This is a genomic window from Agathobacter rectalis ATCC 33656 (assembly GCF_000020605.1).
GTDB lineage: Bacteria > Bacillota > Clostridia > Lachnospirales > Lachnospiraceae > Roseburia > Roseburia rectalis.
In genome coordinates, this window is the sequence record NC_012781.1 from 744,273 (window position 1) to 764,885 (window position 20,613).

Consider the following 20,613-nt stretch of genomic DNA (forward strand, 5'->3'; position numbering starts at 1 on the left):
ATACTTATACCAAAGAGTAAATATTTTCAAGTTTTGATAGCGAAGTATTATACAATAGATAAGTATTAAAGAAAATATCCCCTACAATTGATCTCATATATTATGATGGCAAAAGTAGAGGATATTTTTTCTATACACTACTAACATTTTTGATGTACGAAAAGAATACATATAAGCCTTTGATAAGAATGTCATAGGAAATGGGGAATCGAACATGAATAACAATATGGAATATAAAGGATATTTAGGAAGTGTTGAATTTTCAGAAGAGGAAGCTGTTTTCTTCGGAAAAATAATGAATATACGTTCATTGATATCGTATGAGGGTAAAAATGTAAAGGAACTTTCAGAACAATTTCGTGAAGCTGTAGATGAGTATTCATCAATATGTGAGTAACAATGAAACTCTTTAGTAAAAGTGCAGAAATGATATATTTAAATGTAAAATAAGAAAAACTAAAGATGACAAAACGATTGCCAGATGTTACAATCATTTCAAAGCATTATATTTCTATTTATATGGCACCACATTACAGATTTACATAGGTGCATATCACTTTGAAGAGGGCAGACCACTTCGCATTCATTCTACAAAGACATGGAAATTTTCAATGCTTTATGTTACCAATTAATAGCAGGAAAATGGATATGTCAGATGCAAATGACGCTGTAGGAGTAAATGTATTTGTGGGGAAGAAGCCTTTAGATAATGATATAGCTGCCTTTGTGATTGATATAATCCAATTATCTGCTCACATAACTGAATAGGAGGAGAAAATTGGGTACAAAAGACTCAAAAGCAAAAGAGTATTTTGCAGACAATGAGCGGTTTGCAGATCTTTGCAACTATGTATTGTATGGTGGCAGGTGTGTTATCAAAGCTGAAAATCTCGAGGAGAGAGATACTACGGAGGTACTGACAGCATTAGGACTCAGTCTTAATATGATATCAGTGCAAAAGTGGAGAGATATTTTTAAAAATATCCATGTTAAATATATGGGAAAGACATATATCTTTCTTGTGGGGATGGAAAATCAATCAGATATTCATTATGCTATGCCTGTCAAAAACATGATCTATGATGCACTTGCGTATGGCAAACAAGTAAGAGAAGTAGCGAAGAAACATCGTCGTGAGCATGATACCGAAACACCAGATGAATTTCTTTCCGGATTTACCGCAAATGACAGGTTGATACCGGTAATTACCATTACTGTTTAGTTATGTGTAAAAGAATGGAATGGACCTAGAAAATTGACTGATATGCTTGAAGACATTGATGAAGAATTATTACTATTCATTTCGGATTACAAGATTAATTTACTGGAGCCTAAGAGCATAATGGATTTCACAAAATTCAGGACACAGCTTAAACAGCTATTTGAGGTATTGCAGAATGCCTCGGATAAGAATAAGTTACAGGCTGTTTTATAGGAAGATGAACAATTTAAGAATATGGACAGAGAAACTGTAGAGGCAATAAATTTATTTGCAGGTATGAATATACAAACCGATGGCAAGGAAGAGGTGATTGATATGTGTAAAGCATGGGAAGAACAGAGAGAAGAAGGTATTGAGCAGGGCATTGAACAGGGAAGAAAAACCGAAGTTTTTGACTCGGTGCAGTGTGGAGACTATAGTACTGCAAGAGGTGCACAGAAATTAAATCTGTCTATTGATGAATTTAAGAAACAGATGATGGCAGCGGGATTTTCAATACCGCAATAAAACACGGTCCGGCAATTATGCCGGACCATTTTGTTACATTGAGTATCGATAATATCAATAATTGATCCGGAGAATAGATTTTGATTATAATCCGATATATAGTCGCATATTATATATTTACCCCAACATTTACGAAAATTTCAGCACTTTTTACTGTTGTAGGTACTTTTGGTTTATGATAGAATAACAAAGTCCAAGAAAAGGAGCAATTGGATTTTGAAAAGTTAAAAACTTTAGCGCCATGCACCGGCAGGAACGGGAAATTGTGTCGGTTAACGAGGTTTCAGGTTATCGAAAATTCGGCGGATGCCTGGACGCATATATGGATGCGCATCTCAAGCCAAATATGATGGAGACATCAAAACAAAGCGAGAGAACCATAAAAATCAAGTAGCTGTTCAGTACAGAACAGTTACATATTTGTACATTTAAAATTATATATCGAAAAGGAGATCTAACACTATGTGTGGAATTATAGGATTTACAGGCCGTTTAGAGGCACAGAAGATTTTGACTGAAGGACTCGCAGCGTTAGAGTATCGTGGATACGACAGTGCAGGTATTGCCTATTTCAAGGATACTGGCAAGATTTCTATTCGCAAAACCGTCGGAAAGGTTAAGGATCTTCTCGCTATCTGCGATGATGAGAACAATTCAACCTGTGGAATCGGACATACAAGATGGGCAACACACGGCGGAGTTACCAATGCCAATGCTCATCCTCACAAGGTTGGAAATGTCGCACTCATCCACAATGGTATCATTGAGAACTACCACGAGATTGTAAACAAGTATGATCTTGCAGACTCTCTTATATCTGAGACAGATACAGAGGTAGCAGCGGCTCTTATCAACAAGCTCTATGACGGAGATCCAAAGGCTACTATTAAGAAGGTAGTAGCAGAGCTTCAGGGTTCATTTGCGTTCTGTATCATGTTCAAGGATCAGCCGGGAAAGATTTTTGCTGTCAGAAATGTAAGCCCGATGGTTGCAACATATTGCGATGACGGGGCATTTATTGCATCAGATCTTACAGCGTTTATTAAATATTCGAAGCGCTATTTTATACTTCCGGAGTACACTATCATGACAATGACTGCTGATGGAATCGAAATGGAGGATTTAGAGGGTAAGAAAGTTGAGCCGGATTATCTTGAGGTAAACTGGGATGTAACGGCAGCTCAGAAGGATGGATATCCGCATTTCATGATCAAGGAAATTCATGAGCAGCCGACAGCTATCACAAGGACTATCACTCCAAGAATCAAGGATTCACTTCCTTGCTTTGAGGATGATAATATTCCTGATTCGTTCTTCGAGGATATAAGCGACATAACAGTTGTAGCCTGTGGTACAGCTATGTATGCAGGAATGGTCGGAAAAGCTCTTTTAAAGAACAAGTTTGGTATTCCTGTTTCTGTTGAGATTGCATCAGAGTTCAGATATGAGCAGCCTGTTCTCACAGACAGGTCAATGGTTATTTTTGTGTCACAGTCAGGTGAGACAATTGATACCTTAGAGGCACTTCGTCTGGCTAATAAATATACTAAAAAGACGCTTTCTATCGTAAATGTAAAGGGTTCAACAATAGCCCGTGAGAGCAACTATGTACTTTATACACACGCAGGTCCTGAGATTGCCGTGGCAAGTACCAAGGCATACACAGTTCAGGTGGCAAGCTTTTACCTGATTGGATGCAAGATTGGTCTTGTATCCGGCCGTATGACCAAGGAAGAGGCAAAGACATTTATTGAGAATCTGCAGGAGGTTCCAAATCTCATTGAGTCAGTTATCACACAGGCACCTGAGATTGAACAGCTTACGAAGAGAATGACAAATGCTACAAATGCGTTTTACATAGGCCGAGGACTTGATTATGCATTAAGCATGGAGGGCGCACTCAAGCTCAAAGAGATTTCATATATTCATGCTGAGGCTTATGCAGCAGGAGAGTTAAAGCACGGTACAATCGCGCTCATCAGCGAGGGTGTTCCGGTTATCGCAGTTGCTACACAGAGCCATGTATACAGCAAGGTCATCTCAAATATCCGCGAGGTAAAGGCGAGAGGCGCATACGTTATCCTTCTTAGCAAGGACAAGGATATTACAGATAAGTCAATCTGTGATGTGCATATCTCACTCCCACAGGCACCGGATGAGTTTGTGATTTTCGAGTCAGTTATAATCTGTCAGCTTATCGCTTACTACACATCAACAGGAAAGGGCTTAAACCCTGACCAGCCACGTAACCTTGCAAAATCAGTTACAGTAGAATAAATAATTTCCCCGGACATTTATACGATGTCCGGGGATTTTTTCATGCTTGTGCGATACAATGCAGCATATGTAAGACATCGATGTATATGTCGGTGATTTGCACGGCAATAACACATTTTGTTAAAAAATTGTTAAAAAAATAACAAAAACTGCTTTACACACTTCTTGCACGGTGGTATGATACATAAATGCGGGTTACTCATACGAGAATCCAGCAGCCATACAATTTTCATGTGCGCTCTTATGCCGTGTGACAGAATCACAGCATAACAGAATTAGGACGAGACCCATACGGGCTTTTACCAAAAGGAGGAAAAACAATGCGCAATTCAAAAACAAACGAACTTGTACTGACAGGTTTATTCACAGCCATTATCATTATCATGGCATTCACACCACTCGGATATATTCCGCTCGTAGTTATCAACGCTACGATTATTCACATTCCGGTAATCCTTGGTTCACTTTTCTGCGGACCTAAAAAGGGAGCATTCCTTGGATTTGTATTCGGATTTACCAGTTGTCTAAAGGCAACTATAGTCGGAGGAACTCTTTCATCCTTTGTATTTTCGCCGGTGCTTGCCGCATCCCTGGTCGGAACCTCAGGTATATTTAAGAGCTTATTCATAGCATTTGTTCCAAGAATTTTAGTAGGTGTTATACCTTATTTTGTATATATAGGCATCAAAAAGGTGCTTGCGTCAGAGAAGAAAAATCTCTGGGGCACAGTTTTAAATGTGCTCATGTCAGTATTCCTTGCATTCGGAGTATATGCATTCCTCGGCAAGATGTCAGAGTCACTTTCACAGGCAGCCGCATTAGGAATCGGTATAGCAGTCGGAGCTGTAGTATTTATAGTAGTTGAGGCTGTATTTATCAGAAAGAGCACACAGGTTATTCCGTTTGTATATGCAGGTGTAGCCGGTGCCATGACAAATACACTGCTTGTAATGGGCTCAATCTTCGTGCTTTACAAGGATGCTTATGCAGATGCAATCGGTGTGGCAGGAAACGCGGTGCTGGGCGTTATCACCGGAGTCATCAGTTTTAACGGAGTCATTGAGGCAATAGTTGCCGCAATCATCGTATACCTTGTTGGATTGGTTTTGAACACAATCAAACCCATTGCAGCAAAATAAATTCAGATAGATTTAAAATAAATGTGAAATTGTATGTACGGCGGACTGATAAGGTCCGCCTGTTTTATAAGCAGTTGGACTAGGAACGGTAAAAAGCATTTGAGTTAAAAGAAAGGCATGATACAAGGTGAAACATATGCATGAAATAGACATAATGGATATCGGCGGCTTCAAAATAGGCCAAGCCGAGGACACTAAGGGCTTGACCGGCTGTACGGTATTTCTTTTTGATAAACAGTCACCGGCGGGAGTTGACATAAGGGGAGGCGGACCGGCTTCGCGGGAGACACCACTTTTAAATCCTGTGGCAGATGCAAAGGGTATCCATGCTCTTGTACTGTCAGGCGGCTCTGCCTTTGGTCTGGATGCAGCGGGAGGCGTGATGAAGTATCTCGAGGAGCGTGATATAGGCTTTGATGTGGGAGTCACAAAGGTGCCTCTTGTGGTGCAGTCGTGTATTTTTGACCTGGTAATAGGTGATAAAAATGCAAGGCCTGATGGCAAAATGGCATACAAGGCTTGTGAGAACGCTTCTTATGATACCTTTTTACAGGGAAATTATGGAGCCGGAATGGGCGCAACAGTCGGCAAATATATGGGGCGTGAGCGTAGCATGAAGAGCGGAATAGGAGCCTATGCAGTACAGCTTGGAGAACTAAAGGTTGGAGCAGTGGTGACACTGAACGCACTTGGTGACATATATGATATAGATACAGATAAGAAAATTGCCGGAGCACTGGATGAAAATGGGCTGCTTTTTGATGACGAGACAGCGTATTTTGAGGCAGCGGCGAAGATTCAGAATATGTTTACAGGAAACACCACAATTGGTACAATAATAACAAATGCAAAGCTTGACAAGACCGCACTCAACAAGGTGGCATCCATGGCTCACAATGGCTATGGCAGAGCAATCAGACCCGTGCACACGATGGCAGACGGAGATTCAATCTATGCTGTATCAGTGGGCAGTGTGCCTGCAGATATCAATCTGGTGGGGCCAATGAGTGCCTATGTCATGGCAAAGGCCATTGCCAATGCAGCTAGAAGTGCAAAGTCTGTGGATGGCTACAAAGCATTTTGCGATGTAAACAAAAAATGACTGCAGAATAATAATAGTTTTATACAGAGGTGAAAATCATGTTAAAAGGAAAAACAGTAGTTTTGGGAGTGACAGGAAGTATAGCGGCATACAAGATAGCAAACCTTGCGAGTATGCTTGTAAAACAGCACGCCGATGTCAACGTCATAATGACACACAATGCAACAAATTTTATAAATCCAATCACATTTGAAACTCTCACAGGCAACAAGTGCCTCGTGGACACATTTGACAGAAACTTTGAATTCAATGTAGAGCATGTGGCGCTCGCAAAGAGAGCAGACATCTTTATGGTGGCACCTGCATCAGCCAATGTGATAGGCAAGATGGCAAACGGAATCGCAGACGATATGCTTACCACCACAATACTTGCAGCCAAATGTCCTAAGCTTGTTTCTCCTGCCATGAACACCAATATGTACGAGAACAGGATTGTGCAGGACAATATCAAAAAGCTCGAACACTACGGCTTTGAGATGATAAAGCCGGCTGAAGGATATCTTGCATGCGGAGACACAGGTGCAGGAAAAATGCCGGAGCCACAGACACTTTTCAACTACATAATGAGGACAATAGCCTGTGAAAAGGACCTGGCAGGCAAGAATGTACTCATCACAGCCGGAGCGACGCAGGAAAAAATAGACCCAGTACGTTTTATCACCAATCACTCAACAGGCAAGATGGGGCGTGCCATAGCAGAAAACTGTATGCTCCGCGGTGCGCATGTTACACTGGTCAACGCTTCGGTATCTGTTGAGCCACCTATGTTTGTAGATGTGGTAAATGTGACATCGGCCGCAGACATGGCAGACGTGGTGAAATCAAAGGCTGCTGAACAGGATATTATCATCATGACCGCAGCAGTAGCGGATTTTTGCCCATCACATCCGGCTGATGAGAAAATAAAGAAAAATGACAGCTCATATGAGTCTGTAATTGAGCTTGAGCGCACAGAGGACATACTTTCATACCTCGGAGCACACAAGGCTAAGGGACAGCTCATATGCGGTTTTTCTATGGAAACCCAGAATATGCTTGAAAACTCGAAAGCAAAGCTTGCAAAGAAAAATGCAGATATGATAGTGGCAAACAACCTCAAGGTAGCAGGTGCAGGCTTTGGAACAGATACCAATGTGGTCACACTCATCACGGCTGACGACTGCACAGAGCTTGAAATCATGGACAAGAGCTGCGTTGCAGCTAGGATTATGGACCGGTTGCTGCAGATGTAGAATTACTACACCATGCAGTCCACAGCCGGCAGCTCCCCGGTCACATCGAGGAAGAGATTTGTAAAGGTCTGCTCATAGTAAGGCTCCACCCAGAGCAGGCCGATGCCGAGCGACAACACGCAAAGCACAAGCATACCGATGAAGCTTACGTTAATGTAGATGACTCTGAGTATGTTGCCGCGAATCAGCTTTATGGCATGAGTCAGACATGCAAATACTGATAAATCATCGCGAGAGAGTACCAGATACAGGTAAAACGGAAACAGAACCAGTACAATAAAGCTGAGCACGGCACTTGCAGCATATAAAGCGATAGCAATTCCCATAGTGTCGCCGCTTAGCTTGAAAAAGTTTCTGGCTACAAGGAAAGGCGCCTTTGCAATCATAGAGATGGCATAATATATGATGTATGCTCCAAAATATCTGTTGGAGTGATTCATAAAGCAGTAGAATACATCGCTGATACGGCACTCTTTCTTTCTTGCCATATTAAGGTGGAAACGTATGAGTCCCATCTGCAGCACGCCGACCACGATAGATAAAAGCACCTCGGCAATGTAGTAGATAACGGTCTGAACCTTTGTGGCATATACATTTCCGAGCAGGTAGGTAAACGGCAGGTCACTAAACAGATTTATGAGTGTGACAGTGAGAAAAACGCTCATGCTAAGTCTGTATCTTCCGTTCAGGTTCTCTCTTGATATTCTTTTTAATTCTTTGGATTTCTTTTTTGGGTTCATTATATTTCTCCTGAAATAATAGTTTTGAATTAATGATTAAGTTAGGCTTAAATTAATGTTTAAATTAATGCTTTGACAATTGTCAGATATATAGCATATACTTGTATTCATATGGTTACACAAAATCACAGGAAGGATCACATATATCATGCAGACAGATGAAACAATCGACAGGTATTTCTATATAACGGGCTGGATATGCATAGCTATATTTGCGGCTCTTGCGGCAGTGATTGGAGTATGCGGTACGCAGATACTCACAAAGGTGCCTCCATGTCCGCTGCACGCATATACAGGCTACTATTGTCCGGGGTGCGGTGGCACGAGAGCCACATTTGCGCTGCTACACGGACATTTGATAAGGTCGTTTGTACTCCATCCGTTTGTGCCATATACAGCCATTTTGGGCGGCTGGTTTATGCTGTCACAGACACTGCAGCGGATAAGCCGCGGCAGGCTGCACATCGGAATGCACTTCAGACCATTATATATGTGGCTTGCACTTGCCATTATTGTGGTAAACTGTATAGTCAAAAATATGCTTATATTATTTTGCGGTATTCATCTGCTTAAGTAGCTCATTGTAGTCGATACCGGTCAGGTTCTGGTATTCCTTTAATATACCCTCTATGCTTCCGTATTCGTGAAGCATGGCGGCAAACGAACCGATATAGATAATAAGAGTGATAACAACAGCGGCAAACGCAATCCAGAATGAGGTCATAGCCATGCTGCTCATTGAGGTGGCACCGCCTTTTGACAGTAACGCAAAAATCATGGCAAGCGAGCCACATATGATAGACACATAAATACAGCTGCACGACGCGATGGCAATTATTGAAAGCACAAGTGCTGCAACCTCCATATTGCGTGAGCGTTTATTGTAGAAATTGTTGTTGGGATTAAAGCCCGGCCCATAATTGTTGCCGAAATTATAGTTATAATCCTGATTATAATCAAATTTTTGTGGATCCATAATCAAATTCCTTTCTATAAAGTTGATTTTATTGTATCACTTCATTTATAATACGAAAAGAATAAGTTTTTTAAAGAGGTAAAAAAATGGATATTATTGCTGCAATTGCAGAAGAACTGCAGATAAAAAAAGGACAGGCCGAGGCCGCTGTCAAGCTGATAGATGAGGGAAATACCATCCCTTTTATCGCCAGATACCGAAAGGAGGCAACCGGCTCATTAAATGATGAGGTGCTCAGAAATCTCTTCGACAGACTGACATATCTACGTAATCTTGAGGACAAGAAGCAGACAGTGCTTGCAAGCATTGAGGAGCAGGGCAAGCTTACGGATGAGCTTAAGAAGGCAATCCTTGAGGCACAGACACAGGTGGCGGTTGACGATTTGTACAGACCTTACCGTCCGAAGAGAAGAACCCGTGCCACAATCGCAAAGGAAAAGGGCTTAGAGCCACTGGCACAGACCATTTTAGCGCAGGAATCGTCTGTTGATATCATGGCAGAAGCAGCTAAATATGTGGATGCAGAAAAGGACGTGGCAGATGAAGCGGCTGCACTTGCCGGAGCAAAGGATATCATTGCAGAGAACGTATCCGACAATGCCGATTACAGAACAAAAATCAGAGAGCTTACCATGCAAAAGGGACGTCTTATATCGACAGCCAAGGATCCAAAGGCGGAGTCTGTCTATGAGATGTACTATGAATTTGACGAGGCTCTTTCCAAGGTGGCAGGTCACAGAACACTCGCAATTAACCGTGGTGAGAAGGAAAAAATCCTCACAGTAAAGATAGAGGCACCGACAGAGGATATCATAAAATATCTTAAAAAGCAGGTTATCACAAATGATGGAGCGCCTACAGCAGCCGTACTCACAGAGGTAGTGGAGGATGCGTACAACAGGCTTATTGCCCCTGCCATAGAGCGTGAAATCAGAAACAATCTGACAGAGGAAGCAGAGGATGGTGCCATAAAGGTATTCGGAAAGAACCTGGAGCAGCTTCTCATGCAGCCTCCAATTGCAGGACAGGTTGTGCTTGGATGGGATCCGGCATTCCGTACAGGCTGCAAGATTTCTGTCGTAGACCCTACAGGAAAGGTGCTCGATACCACAGTAATCTACCCAACAGCACCACAGAACAAGGTCGATGAGGCAAAGGCCATAATCAAAAAGCTCATAGACAAGCATCATGTCACTCTTATCTCACTCGGAAACGGAACAGCATCGCGTGAGTCAGAGCAGGTGATTGTTGAGCTGTTAAAGGAAATTCCGGTAAAGGTGCAGTACATCATAGTAAATGAAGCAGGTGCGTCAGTATATTCAGCCAGCAAGCTTGCTACGGAGGAGTTTCCGAATTTTGATGTGGGACAAAGAAGTGCCACATCCATGGCGCGTAGACTTCAGGATCCGCTCGCTGAGCTTGTAAAGATTGATCCAAAGTCAATCGGAGTCGGACAGTATCAGCACGATATGAACCAGAAAAAGCTCTCAGAGGCACTCGGAGGAGTTGTAGAGGACTGCGTAAATAAGGTTGGTGTAGATTTAAATACAGCATCCGTTTCACTGCTTGAGTACATATCAGGCATCTCAAAGACCATTGCCAAAAACATCGTGGATTACAGAGAGGAAAACGGTAAATTCACATCACGTTCACAGCTTCTTAAGGTAGCAAAGCTTGGACCGAAGGCATTTGAACAGTGTGCAGGTTTCATGCGTATCTCAGACGGAAAGAACCCACTTGATGCCACAGGCGTGCATCCTGAGTCATATGATGCCACAAAGGCAGTGCTTGAAAAGCTTGGCTACACAATGGAGGATGTAAAGAACAGAAATGTAGTTGGAATCTCAAAGAAAGTATCTGATTACAAGGCGCTCGCAGACGAGGCAGGAGTTGGTGAAATCACACTGCGTGACATCGTAAAAGAGCTTGAAAAGCCGGCAAGAGACCCACGTGAGGATATGCCAAAGCCAATTCTAAGAAGCGATGTCCTTGAGATGAAGGACCTCACACCGGGTATGGTATTAAAGGGCACAGTCAGAAATGTAATAGATTTCGGATGCTTTGTGGATATAGGAGTACACCAGGACGGACTTGTGCATATCTCAGAGATATGTGACCGCTATATCAAGCACCCGCTTGAGGCTGTCAGTGTAGGAGACATAGTAGATGTGCAGGTTATGAGCGTTGACCTCAAAAAGCAGCGCATCCAGCTTACCATGAAAATCGGACAGGGCACAGACAAGGCCGGTAAGTCAGAAAACAGCGGCAGCAGCAAAGACAGTGCTGCCAACAAGGCTGACAGAAGTAATAGAAATAACGGTGGCAGGAATAGCAGAAACGATAGAAATGGTACAGGCAGCAAGAATAATAACAACAGAAACAAAAAGCCACACTACATAAAGGGCAAGAAAAATAATTTCTTTGACAATATTATTCTTGATAATTAAAAACACCTTGACAAAACACTTCAAAGTGCATATCATAGGTTTGTAAATAAATAGGAATTCTTCAGGGCAGGGTGAGATTCCCTACCGGTGGTACAGCCCACGAGCCGCAAGGCATGATTCGGTGTGATTCCGAAGCCGACAGTATAGTCTGGATGAGAGAAGATTATTAGGTGTCATTACACTGTGATATTAAGTCCCGGAAGATTTTCTTCCGGGATTTTTTAAAGCAGCTATTCAGATTTTAGATAGCTGCACTCACAATATCCTCAGGATTCCTTAAGCATCAAAGGAGTGTAAAATGGACGTAACAACAAACAACACAAAATCAAAAGTAAACATCAGACTTTTAGTCGGCACAGGAATGTTAAGCGGACTTGCATTTGTACTTCAGTACCTCGAGTTTCCAATTCCAATCATGCCGTTTTTTATTAGGTTTGATTTTTCAGACCTGCCTGCACTTATCGGAGCATTTGCATACGGACCGTTAGCAGGAGTGATTGTAGAGTTTATCAAGAACCTGCTTCACTGTACAGTAACACAGAGCTTTACGGTAGGAGAGCTTTCAAACTTTATTCTCGGAGCAGTATTTACAGGAACGGCAGGGCTTATATACAAGAAGAACAAGACTAAAAAGGGTGCCATCATTGGTGCGATAGTTGGCTCGGTTATAATGGGAATCATCAGCTTCCCGTCAAACCTGTTTATTGTATATCCAGCATATGAGAAGTTTACACCAATAAATGAAATCATGGATGCATACAGCAAACTTCTCCCATCAGTAGGCAAGCTGTGGCAGGCACTTTTAATATTCAATGTTCCGTTTACCATCGTAAAGGGACTTATATCAACACTTATCACAGTGCTTATATACAAGAGACTGTCACCGGTTTTAAAGGGAAGAGGATAGAGAAAATACCTGACACAATATATATTAGTCACAAACATAAAGAGCGCAGTCAATTGCGCTCTTTTCTTTTTTTAAAAGGAATGTTATAATAAATCCAAATATTTAGTTGGGAGCAGGACATGAAGCTTGAATTTGATGTAAAAGTAACAGAAAAGGATTTATATTCATTTAATATAGAGCAGGCGTACAAGGGCAGTCAGGGTGTCATATCATTGCTGTTTGCTGTGCTCTTGGCTGCGGCAGCAGTGTTAAGCGCACAAAAAGGCAATACGGAGTATGTGGTGCTTTATATTATAGTTGGTATTCTGGTGCTGCTATATGTGCCGTTTTCACTCAAGGGCAGGGTAAAGATGATTATGAAGACAAATGAAGTTTTCTCAAAGCCACTGCATTTTGCGGTAGACGAAAAGCACATAAATGTAAGCCAGGGAGATGAGATGGCGCAGCTTCCGTGGGAGCAGGTGTACAGATTCGTGGCAAATGATAAGAGGATACTTATATTCAGCAACAGGAAGAATGCATACATTCTCTCAAAGGAGCAGCTGGGCGACAGCTATGAGCCGTTAAAGGAGCTGGCAGGCAGTACACTGGAGAAATACAGACTGAAAATCAAATAAACAAAATAGATATAAGATAAAAGATAAAATAAATAGATAAGGGTATAAGCTGGTAATATGAGTAGTGAAGGAAATATAACAGTAATAGAAAGCTTTTCGGCAGATGATACGCATGCACTTGGGGTTACGCTTGGACAGCAGGCAAAGCCGGGGGATGTGTGTACACTTGTGGGTGATTTAGGAGTGGGTAAAACAGTGCTCACGCAGGGCATAGCAGAGGGGCTTGGCATCACAGAGCCTATAAACAGCCCTACATTTACAATAGTGCAGGTGTACGAGGATGGCAGGCTGCCGTTTTATCATTTCGATGTATACAGGATTGGTGACATTGAGGAGATGGATGAAATAGGCTATGAGGATTATTTCTACGGAGATGGGCTTACGATGATAGAGTGGGCAAATCTCATTGAGGAGATACTCCCAAATAAGAGAAAAGAGATTACTATTGAAAAAGACCTGGAAAAAGGCTTTGACTATAGAAAAATAACAATAAAAGAGGTTTTATAATGAAGATACTTGCGCTTGACAGCTCAGGGCTTGTGGCCAGTGTGGCTGTCGTATCGGACGATAATCTGATAGGAGAATACACGATAAATTATAAAAAGACACATTCACAGACGCTTCTTCCGATGCTTGATGAGGTGGCTAAGATGACAGAGCTTGACCTTAAGACTATAGATTTTATTGCAGTCTCAGCAGGACCGGGATCGTTCACAGGGCTTCGCATAGGCTCTGCGACGGCGAAGGGGCTTGCAATGGCACTGGATAAGCAGATAGTTTCTGTACCTACCGTAGATGCACTAGCATACAATCTGTGGGGCAGTGCAGATGTTGTGTGTCCGCTTATGGATGCAAGAAGACAGCAGACCTATACAGGGCTGTATGATTTTACTGATGGCAGGATGAATACCATTTTACCGCAGTGCGTAGTGATGATAGAAGAGATAGTTGACAAAATCAATGAGCTCGGCCGCAGGGTGATTTTCCTTGGAGACGGAGTGGATGTGTTCAGGGATTATATTAATGAGCACGTAAAGGTGGACTATGACTTTGCACCTGCCATGTGCAATAAGCAAAGAGCATCGGCTGTAGCATGTCTTGGACAGGTGCTCTATGAGCAGGGCAGGGCAGAAAATGCAGCAGACCATAAGCCTGAGTATCTCAGATTATCACAGGCGGAGAGAGAGAGACAGGAAAAGGAGAGAGATTTTAGAATATGATAATAAGACCCATGGAGCCGGAGGATGCAGACTCGGTGGCGCAGATAGAAAAAGACAGCTTCACACAGCCCTGGAGCAGACAGGGATTTTTGGATGCCATGAGGCTTCCGGAGAATATCATGCTTGTGGCACAGGAGGATGGCGAGATACTGGGGTATCAGTGCACGTATGTGTCATTTGATGAGGGAGAGCTGACCAATATAGCAGTCAAAAAATCAGCACGAGGAAAAGGTGTGGGTGCACATCTTATCAGATGCTTGCAGGAAAAGGCAAAAGAGTCAGGTGTTGAGCGCATTGTGCTCGAAGCCAGGGTGACTAATGAGGCTGCGATATCACTGTATCAGAAGATGGGGTTTGTAAACCTTGGAATCAGAAAAAATCTATATGAGCATCCGGTAGAGGACGGTGTCATCATGTCCTATACTGCGGAGGAAAATTTATGTTAGACGTGTGTTTACTTGGAACAGCAGGCATGATGCCTTTGCCAAACAGATGGCTTACGGCACTTTCACTAAAATATAACGGCAGCAATATACTTATTGACTGCGGTGAGGGAACGCAGATTGCGATGAAGGAAGCCGGAATCAATTTCAAGCCGATAGATATTTTATGCATCACCCACTTTCATGCAGACCATATCAGCGGATTGCCGGGGCTTCTTCTTACAATGGGAAATGCCGAGCGCACCGAGCCGCTTACCATTATTGGACCTAAGGGGCTTACAAGGGTTGTCACTGCACTTCGGACGATTGCGCCGGAGCTGCCTTTTGAGATAAAATGCATAGAGCTCAATGAGCAGGATGAATATTTTGAGATGAACGGATATCATATCCATGCATTCCGCGTAAAGCATGCGGTGCTGTGCTATGGCTATTCGGTTGAGATAAAACGTAGTGGCAGATTTTCCGTGGAAAGAGCAAATGAAAAAGAAATTCCGATGCGCCTGTGGAATCCTCTTCAGAAAGGCAATACCGTTGAATTTGAGGGCAGGGTGTATACTCCGGATATGGTGCTAGGACCGGCAAGAAAGGGCATAAAGGTCACATATTGTACGGACTCAAGGCCACTTGAGCACATAGTGGAGGCTGCAGAGGGATCAGACCTTTTTATCTGCGAGGGCATGTATGCTGAAAAGGAAAAGATAGTAAAAGCAAAGCAGTATAAGCATATGACCTTTTATGAGGCAGCAGACATGGCAAAGAGAGCCGGCGTGAAGGAGCTGTGGCTTACACATTTTTCGCCGTCACTTGTCAGGGCAGATGACTATATGCCACAGGTGAGGGATATTTTTGCAAACGCATATCTTGGAAAAGACGCAAAGAGCGTGGAGCTTATGTTTGACGAGGACTAAGGAGGGGCGATATGAAGAAAACAGGTATAGTTATTTTAACAATAGCGCTGATTGCCGCGATATGTGGTTCGTTTTATGTCGTAAACGACAAGTCTAAAAGGGCTAATCAAAAGGAAAAGGTACTGACCGAGGTACAAAGAATAACAACTAAGGATCTCGACAAGAACTATCCGCAGACACCTCGTGAGGTGGTGAAGCTTTATAACAGGATTGTGAAGTGCTACTATGGTATGCAGTATAGCGATGAAGAGCTTGATGCACTCACCGACCAGGCGCTTAAGCTTTTTGATGACGAGCTTGCAGCAAACAATCCAAAGGATACCTACAAACAGTCTGTCACGGCAGATGCGCAAAGCTACAAGGACCAGGGCATTACACTTGCTCAGACCGGAGTGTGTGACAGCAATGATGTGAAATATGTCACCGATAATGGTAGTAAAATTGCATATGTCAAGGCATCTTACTTCATGAAGGAGGGCAGCTCGTATTCTAAGACATATCAGGAATATGTACTCAGGCAGGATAAGGAAGGCTGTTGGAGGATTCTTACATTTTATAAGATTGCGGCAGATTCTGATACGGAAACAGAATAGAGTAATATAATTAAGAGTGGTGTAATAAAATGACAGAAAATACAGAAACAAAAAAAGAAATTAAAATACTTGCAATCGAAAGCTCATGCGACGAGACTGCGGCAGCAGTTGTAGTAAATGGACGTGATCTGCGAAGTAATGTGATTTCATCGCAGATAGCTCTTCATACTTTATATGGAGGGGTAGTACCGGAGATAGCTTCCAGAAAGCATATTGAGAAAATTAATCAGGTTATAGAGCAGGCACTTTCAGATGCACATATGACACTCGATGATATAGACGCAATAGGCGTAACATATGGTCCGGGGCTCGTAGGAGCACTGCTTGTAGGCGTGGCAGAAGCAAAGGCTATAGCATACGCAAGAAACATTCCTCTTGTCGGAGTGCACCATATAGAGGGACATATCAGCGCAAATTATATAGAAAATAAAGACTTAGAGCCGCCATTTCTGGCACTCGTCGTATCAGGAGGACACACGCATCTGGTGAGAGTGGTAGATTACGGTAAATATGAGATCCTCGGACGCACGAGGGATGATGCGGCAGGAGAGGCATTTGACAAGGTAGCGAGAGCAATAGGACTTGGCTATCCGGGCGGTCCTAAGATAGAAAAGGTTTCACATGAGGGTGACCCGCACAGCATAGAGTTCCCGAGAGCAAAGATTGTGGGCGGAGTTTATGATTTCAGCTTTAGCGGGCTTAAATCAGCAGTACTCAATTATTTAAACGGCTGCAGGATGAAGGGACTGGAAATAAACCAGGCAGACGTGGCAGCATCGTTCCAACAGGCGGTTACAGATGTGCTTGTCGGACACGCTGAGAATGCCATAGATGAGTTTAAAATGGACAAATTTGCCATTGCGGGAGGCGTTGCTTCTAATGGTATTATCCGTCATGCGATGGAGGAAATGTGCGCGCGCAAGGGTGTTAAATTCTATCGTCCGTCACCGATACTGTGTACAGACAATGCTGCTATGATAGGTGCGGCAGCATACTATGATTTTATAGCAGGTAAGAGGTCTGGACTTGATCTGAATGCGGTTCCGAATTTAAAACTTGGTGAATGATTCTGTAATTGCTTCCGGTTACACCGGTGTGCAAACATAATGTGCAGATTTATCATGGATAGGAAAATAAAGGAATATGGATAAGAAGAAATACACAGCAATCATACTGTCAGCCGGTACAGGAAGCCGGATGAAAAGTAATATGCCAAAGCAGTATATGGAGCTTTTGGGGCAGCCTGTGATTTATTATAGTATAAAAGCATTTGAGGATAGTCCGGTGGATGAAATAGTTATAGTCTGCAGTGCGGATTATATTGAGTATTTCAGACATTCGATAATTGAAAAATATGGCTTTAAGAAGGTGAAAGCAATAGTGCAGGGGGGCAAAGAACGCTACAACTCTGTATATGAGGGGCTTAAAGCAGCAAACGGCACGGACTATGTGCTGATCCATGACGGCGCACGTCCTCTGGTGGATAATGAAATAATAGTCCGTTCTATGCATACGGTTGAAAAAGAAAAAGCATGCGTAGCAGGAATGCCTGTAAAGGACACAATAAAGGTGTCAGATGAATTGGGATATTCAGCAAATACTCCTGACAGGAAAAGCCTGTGGCAGATTCAGACACCGCAATGCTTTGAATATGATTTGCTGGCTCAGTCCTATGATAAGCTGTTTAGTGACATGTCATGTGGGAAAAGTGTGCCGGCAATTACGGATGATGCAATGATAGTAGAGTATGGGAGTGACACAAAAGTAAGGCTCATAGAGGGCTCGTATGAAAATATAAAGGTCACAACTCCTGAAGATATGGGGATTGCAGAACTTTTTTTAAAGAAACGCAGAAAAATGTAAAAAAATTAGAAATTAGTGTTGACATATTGTAACATTGATGATAATATAAATCCTGCGCTGAACAAGTGCAGACAACTAAACAATTAAGTATTAATTGTGACACGCAGGGGTATCGAAGTGGTCATAACGAGGCGGTCTTGAAAACCGTTTGTCCGCAAGGGCGCGTGGGTTCGAATCCCACCCCCTGCGCTTTCTTTTGCCTTAAAACAGATATGCAAAAGAGAACAAAAAAGTTCTTGACAAATGAAAAACATTTTGATAGAATAAACAAGCTGTCGCAAGACAGAGAACTTAAAACAAAGTTCAAAAAATAAAAAAGTGCTTGACAAACGAACAGTGATTTGATAAAATAATCAAGCTGTCGCAAGAGAGCAAAACAAAGAACATTGATAACTGAACAGTGAGAAACCTTGAAAGATTTTGAGAATCAATCAGAACGCTTCAATGAAAATTGAAGACCTTTAAAACAGTAAATTCAGATTTATCTGAATGAACGAATTAGCCAAGTTTAACTTGACTGAGATCAACTTTTTAACATGAGAGTTTGATCCTGGCTCAGGATGAACGCTGGCGGCGTGCTTAACACATGCAAGTCGAACGAAGCACTTTATTTGATTTCCTTCGGGACTGATTATTTTGTGACTGAGTGGCGGACGGGTGAGTAACGCGTGGGTAACCTGCCTTGTACAGGGGGATAACAGTTGGAAACGGCTGCTAATACCGCATAAGCGCACGGCATCGCATGATGCAGTGTGAAAAACTCCGGTGGTATAAGATGGACCCGCGTTGGATTAGCTAGTTGGTGAGGTAACGGCCCACCAAGGCGACGATCCATAGCCGACCTGAGAGGGTGACCGGCCACATTGGGACTGAGACACGGCCCAAACTCCTACGGGAGGCAGCAGTGGGGAATATTGCACAATGGGCGAAAGCCTGATGCAGCGACGCCGCGTGAGCGAAGAAGTATTTCGGTATGTAAAGCTCTATCAGCAGGGAAGATAATGACGGTACCTGACTAAGAAGCACCGGCTAAATACGTGCCAGCAGCCGCGGTAATACGTATGGTGCAAGCGTTATCCGGATTTACTGGGTGTAAAGGGAGCGCAGGCGGTGCGGCAAGTCTGATGTGAAAGCCCGGGGCTCAACCCCGGTACTGCATTGGAAACTGTCGTACTAGAGTGTCGGAGGGGTAAGCGGAATTCCTAGTGTAGCGGTGAAATGCGTAGATATTAGGAGGAACACCAGTGGCGAAGGCGGCTTACTGGACGATAACTGACGCTGAGGCTCGAAAGCGTGGGGAGCAAACAGGATTAGATACCCTGGTAGTCCGCGCCGTAAACGATGAATACTAGGTGTTGGGAAGCATTGCTTCTCGGTGCCGTCGCAAACGCAGTAAGTATTCCACCTGGGGAGTACGTTCGCAAGAATGAAACTCAAAGGAATTGACGGGGACCCGCACAAGCGGTGGAGCATGTGGTTTAATTCGAAGCAACGCGAAGAACCTTACCAAGTCTTGACATCCTTCTGACCGGTACTTAACCGTACCTTCTCTTCGGAGCAGGAGTGACAGGTGGTGCATGGTTGTCGTCAGCTCGTGTCGTGAGATGTTGGGTTAAGTCCCGCAACGAGCGCAACCCTTATCTTTAGTAGCCAGCGGTTTGGCCGGGCACTCTAGAGAGACTGCCAGGGATAACCTGGAGGAAGGCGGGGATGACGTCAAATCATCATGCCCCTTATGACTTGGGCTACACACGTGCTACAATGGCGTAAACAAAGGGAAGCAAAGCTGTGAAGCCGAGCAAATCTCAAAAATAACGTCTCAGTTCGGACTGTAGTCTGCAACCCGACTACACGAAGCTGGAATCGCTAGTAATCGCAGATCAGAATGCTGCGGTGAATACGTTCCCGGGTCTTGTACACACCGCCCGTCACACCATGGGAGTTGGGAATGCCCGAAGCCAGTGACCTAACCGAAAGGAAGGAGCTGTCGAAGGCAGGCTCGATAACTGGGGTGAAGTCGTAACAAGGTAGCCGTATCGGAAGGTGCGGCTGGATCACCTCCTTTCTAAGGAAATCGAGTAGAGAGTTTTTCACTGTTGAGTTATCAATAGATAACAGCATATTTTTGGTGGCGATGCGTTTTTGGGAAACACCCGTTCTCATCCCGAACACGATGGTTAAGACTTAAACGGCCGATGATACTATACTGGTAACGGTATGGGAAAGTAGGTGGCTGCCAAATTACAACGGGGGCGTAGCTCAGTTGGGAGAGCACCTGCCTTGCAAGCAGGGGGTCAAGAGTTCGAATCTCTCCGTCTCCATCGTCGATGTAATAAAACTGTTGCAATCGACATTGTACCTTGAAAACTTCATACAAATGATTTGATGAATAAATATTCTATTCTTAAGAATATCTAACA

At 43.2% G+C, this 20,613-nt stretch carries 22 protein-coding genes, 2 tRNA genes, 2 rRNA genes and 1 riboswitch; of the genes, 24 read left to right on the top strand and 2 right to left on the bottom strand.

Going from position 1 to position 20,613, the window contains the following annotated elements:
• The first annotated feature begins 214 nt into the window (after window positions 1-214).
• The 9 genes from EUBREC_RS03650 to coaBC all read left to right on the top strand — a co-directional run bounded on the left by EUBREC_RS03650 (window position 215) and on the right by coaBC (window position 7,479).
• The gene (locus EUBREC_RS03650; RefSeq protein WP_012741706.1) at window positions 215-397 is read left to right on the top strand and encodes a hypothetical protein; all 183 of its coding nucleotides are present in this window, start codon (window positions 215-217) and stop codon (window positions 395-397) included.
• A gap of 381 nt (window positions 398-778) precedes the next feature.
• On the top strand, window positions 779-1,222 hold the full coding sequence (locus EUBREC_RS17890; protein WP_012741708.1) for a hypothetical protein: 444 nt from the start codon (window positions 779-781) through the stop codon (window positions 1,220-1,222).
• A gap of 42 nt (window positions 1,223-1,264) precedes the next feature.
• A complete protein-coding gene (locus EUBREC_RS17895) occupies window positions 1,265-1,435 on the top strand; it encodes a hypothetical protein (protein WP_012741709.1) in 171 nt (56 codons plus the stop codon).
• A 21-nt stretch (window positions 1,436-1,456) separates the two neighbouring features.
• Complete coding sequence (locus EUBREC_RS17900) at window positions 1,457-1,729, top strand: hypothetical protein (RefSeq protein ID WP_012741710.1); 273 nt, start codon at window positions 1,457-1,459, stop codon at window positions 1,727-1,729.
• A gap of 265 nt (window positions 1,730-1,994) precedes the next feature.
• Window positions 1,995-2,123 (top strand): hypothetical protein, encoded by a 129-nt coding sequence (locus EUBREC_RS17905; protein WP_306718787.1) that lies wholly within the window; start codon window positions 1,995-1,997, stop codon window positions 2,121-2,123.
• A gap of 68 nt (window positions 2,124-2,191) precedes the next feature.
• Window positions 2,192-4,006, top strand: a complete 1,815-nt coding sequence (gene glmS / locus EUBREC_RS03660; protein ID WP_012741712.1) for a glutamine--fructose-6-phosphate transaminase (isomerizing) — start codon at window positions 2,192-2,194, stop codon at window positions 4,004-4,006.
• Window positions 4,007-4,326: 320 nt separating this feature from the next.
• Complete coding sequence (locus tag EUBREC_RS03665) at window positions 4,327-5,145, top strand: ECF transporter S component (protein ID WP_012741713.1); 819 nt, start codon at window positions 4,327-4,329, stop codon at window positions 5,143-5,145.
• Window positions 5,146-5,281: 136 nt separating this feature from the next.
• Entirely contained in the window at window positions 5,282-6,247 is a 966-nt protein-coding gene (locus EUBREC_RS03670) for a P1 family peptidase (protein ID WP_012741714.1), read from the top strand.
• A gap of 38 nt (window positions 6,248-6,285) precedes the next feature.
• Window positions 6,286-7,479, top strand: a complete 1,194-nt coding sequence (coaBC, locus tag EUBREC_RS03675; RefSeq protein WP_012741715.1) for a bifunctional phosphopantothenoylcysteine decarboxylase/phosphopantothenate--cysteine ligase CoaBC — start codon at window positions 6,286-6,288, stop codon at window positions 7,477-7,479.
• Between the two features lie 5 nt (window positions 7,480-7,484).
• On the opposite strand, the gene EUBREC_RS03680 is transcribed toward coaBC, so the two are convergent.
• The gene (locus tag EUBREC_RS03680; RefSeq protein ID WP_012741716.1) at window positions 7,485-8,219 is read right to left on the bottom strand and encodes a DUF975 family protein; all 735 of its coding nucleotides are present in this window, start codon (window positions 8,217-8,219) and stop codon (window positions 7,485-7,487) included.
• A 148-nt stretch (window positions 8,220-8,367) separates the two neighbouring features.
• Between EUBREC_RS03680 and EUBREC_RS03685 the strand changes: the two genes are divergently transcribed.
• Entirely contained in the window at window positions 8,368-8,796 is a 429-nt protein-coding gene (locus EUBREC_RS03685; protein ID WP_012741717.1) for a DUF2752 domain-containing protein, read from the top strand.
• On the opposite strand, the gene EUBREC_RS03690 is transcribed toward EUBREC_RS03685, so the two are convergent.
• On the bottom strand, window positions 8,767-9,195 hold the full coding sequence (locus EUBREC_RS03690) for a hypothetical protein (RefSeq protein ID WP_012741718.1): 429 nt from the start codon (window positions 9,193-9,195) through the stop codon (window positions 8,767-8,769). The two genes, EUBREC_RS03685 and EUBREC_RS03690, sit on opposite strands and share 30 nt — an antisense overlap.
• A gap of 86 nt (window positions 9,196-9,281) precedes the next feature.
• Between EUBREC_RS03690 and EUBREC_RS03695 the strand changes: the two genes are divergently transcribed.
• From EUBREC_RS03695 to EUBREC_RS03760, 14 genes are all read left to right on the top strand, one after another.
• Window positions 9,282-11,642, top strand: coding sequence for a Tex family protein (locus EUBREC_RS03695; RefSeq protein WP_012741719.1), 2,361 nt, complete (start codon window positions 9,282-9,284; stop codon window positions 11,640-11,642).
• Window positions 11,643-11,695: 53 nt separating this feature from the next.
• Window positions 11,696-11,810, top strand: a riboswitch (FMN riboswitch).
• 130 nt (window positions 11,811-11,940) lie between these two features.
• Window positions 11,941-12,549 carry an ECF transporter S component gene (locus EUBREC_RS03700; RefSeq protein WP_012741720.1) on the top strand — a complete coding sequence of 203 codons (609 nt, stop codon included), beginning with the start codon at window positions 11,941-11,943 and terminating at the stop codon, window positions 12,547-12,549.
• A 119-nt stretch (window positions 12,550-12,668) separates the two neighbouring features.
• Complete coding sequence (locus tag EUBREC_RS03705; RefSeq protein ID WP_012741721.1) at window positions 12,669-13,166, top strand: YcxB family protein; 498 nt, start codon at window positions 12,669-12,671, stop codon at window positions 13,164-13,166.
• A gap of 57 nt (window positions 13,167-13,223) precedes the next feature.
• Window positions 13,224-13,673, top strand: coding sequence for a tRNA (adenosine(37)-N6)-threonylcarbamoyltransferase complex ATPase subunit type 1 TsaE (tsaE, locus tag EUBREC_RS03710; RefSeq protein ID WP_012741722.1), 450 nt, complete (start codon window positions 13,224-13,226; stop codon window positions 13,671-13,673).
• Window positions 13,673-14,386 carry a tRNA (adenosine(37)-N6)-threonylcarbamoyltransferase complex dimerization subunit type 1 TsaB gene (gene tsaB, locus EUBREC_RS03715; RefSeq protein ID WP_012741723.1) on the top strand — a complete coding sequence of 238 codons (714 nt, stop codon included), beginning with the start codon at window positions 13,673-13,675 and terminating at the stop codon, window positions 14,384-14,386. Before tsaE ends, tsaB begins: the two co-directional genes overlap by 1 nt.
• On the top strand, window positions 14,383-14,832 hold the full coding sequence (rimI, locus tag EUBREC_RS03720) for a ribosomal protein S18-alanine N-acetyltransferase (protein ID WP_012741724.1): 450 nt from the start codon (window positions 14,383-14,385) through the stop codon (window positions 14,830-14,832). The genes tsaB and rimI overlap by 4 nt, the downstream gene beginning before the upstream one ends.
• Window positions 14,826-15,737, top strand: a complete 912-nt coding sequence (locus EUBREC_RS03725) for a ribonuclease Z (protein ID WP_012741725.1) — start codon at window positions 14,826-14,828, stop codon at window positions 15,735-15,737. Before rimI ends, EUBREC_RS03725 begins: the two co-directional genes overlap by 7 nt.
• 11 nt (window positions 15,738-15,748) lie before the next feature.
• Window positions 15,749-16,330: a DUF6715 family protein gene (locus EUBREC_RS03730; RefSeq protein ID WP_012741726.1), complete on the top strand. Its 582-nt coding sequence runs from the start codon at window positions 15,749-15,751 to the stop codon at window positions 16,328-16,330.
• Between the two features lie 29 nt (window positions 16,331-16,359).
• Complete coding sequence (gene tsaD, locus EUBREC_RS03735) at window positions 16,360-17,397, top strand: tRNA (adenosine(37)-N6)-threonylcarbamoyltransferase complex transferase subunit TsaD (protein WP_012741727.1); 1,038 nt, start codon at window positions 16,360-16,362, stop codon at window positions 17,395-17,397.
• 76 nt (window positions 17,398-17,473) lie between these two features.
• The gene (gene ispD / locus EUBREC_RS03740; RefSeq protein WP_012741728.1) at window positions 17,474-18,193 is read left to right on the top strand and encodes a 2-C-methyl-D-erythritol 4-phosphate cytidylyltransferase; all 720 of its coding nucleotides are present in this window, start codon (window positions 17,474-17,476) and stop codon (window positions 18,191-18,193) included.
• 103 nt (window positions 18,194-18,296) lie between these two features.
• Window positions 18,297-18,382 (top strand) — tRNA-Ser (locus tag EUBREC_RS03745).
• Between the two features lie 343 nt (window positions 18,383-18,725).
• Window positions 18,726-20,258 (top strand): 16S ribosomal RNA (locus EUBREC_RS03750).
• A 59-nt stretch (window positions 20,259-20,317) separates the two neighbouring features.
• Window positions 20,318-20,435, top strand: a 5S ribosomal RNA gene (rrf, locus tag EUBREC_RS03755).
• A gap of 6 nt (window positions 20,436-20,441) precedes the next feature.
• Window positions 20,442-20,514 (top strand) — tRNA-Ala (locus tag EUBREC_RS03760).
• Window positions 20,515-20,613 lie beyond the last annotated feature (99 nt).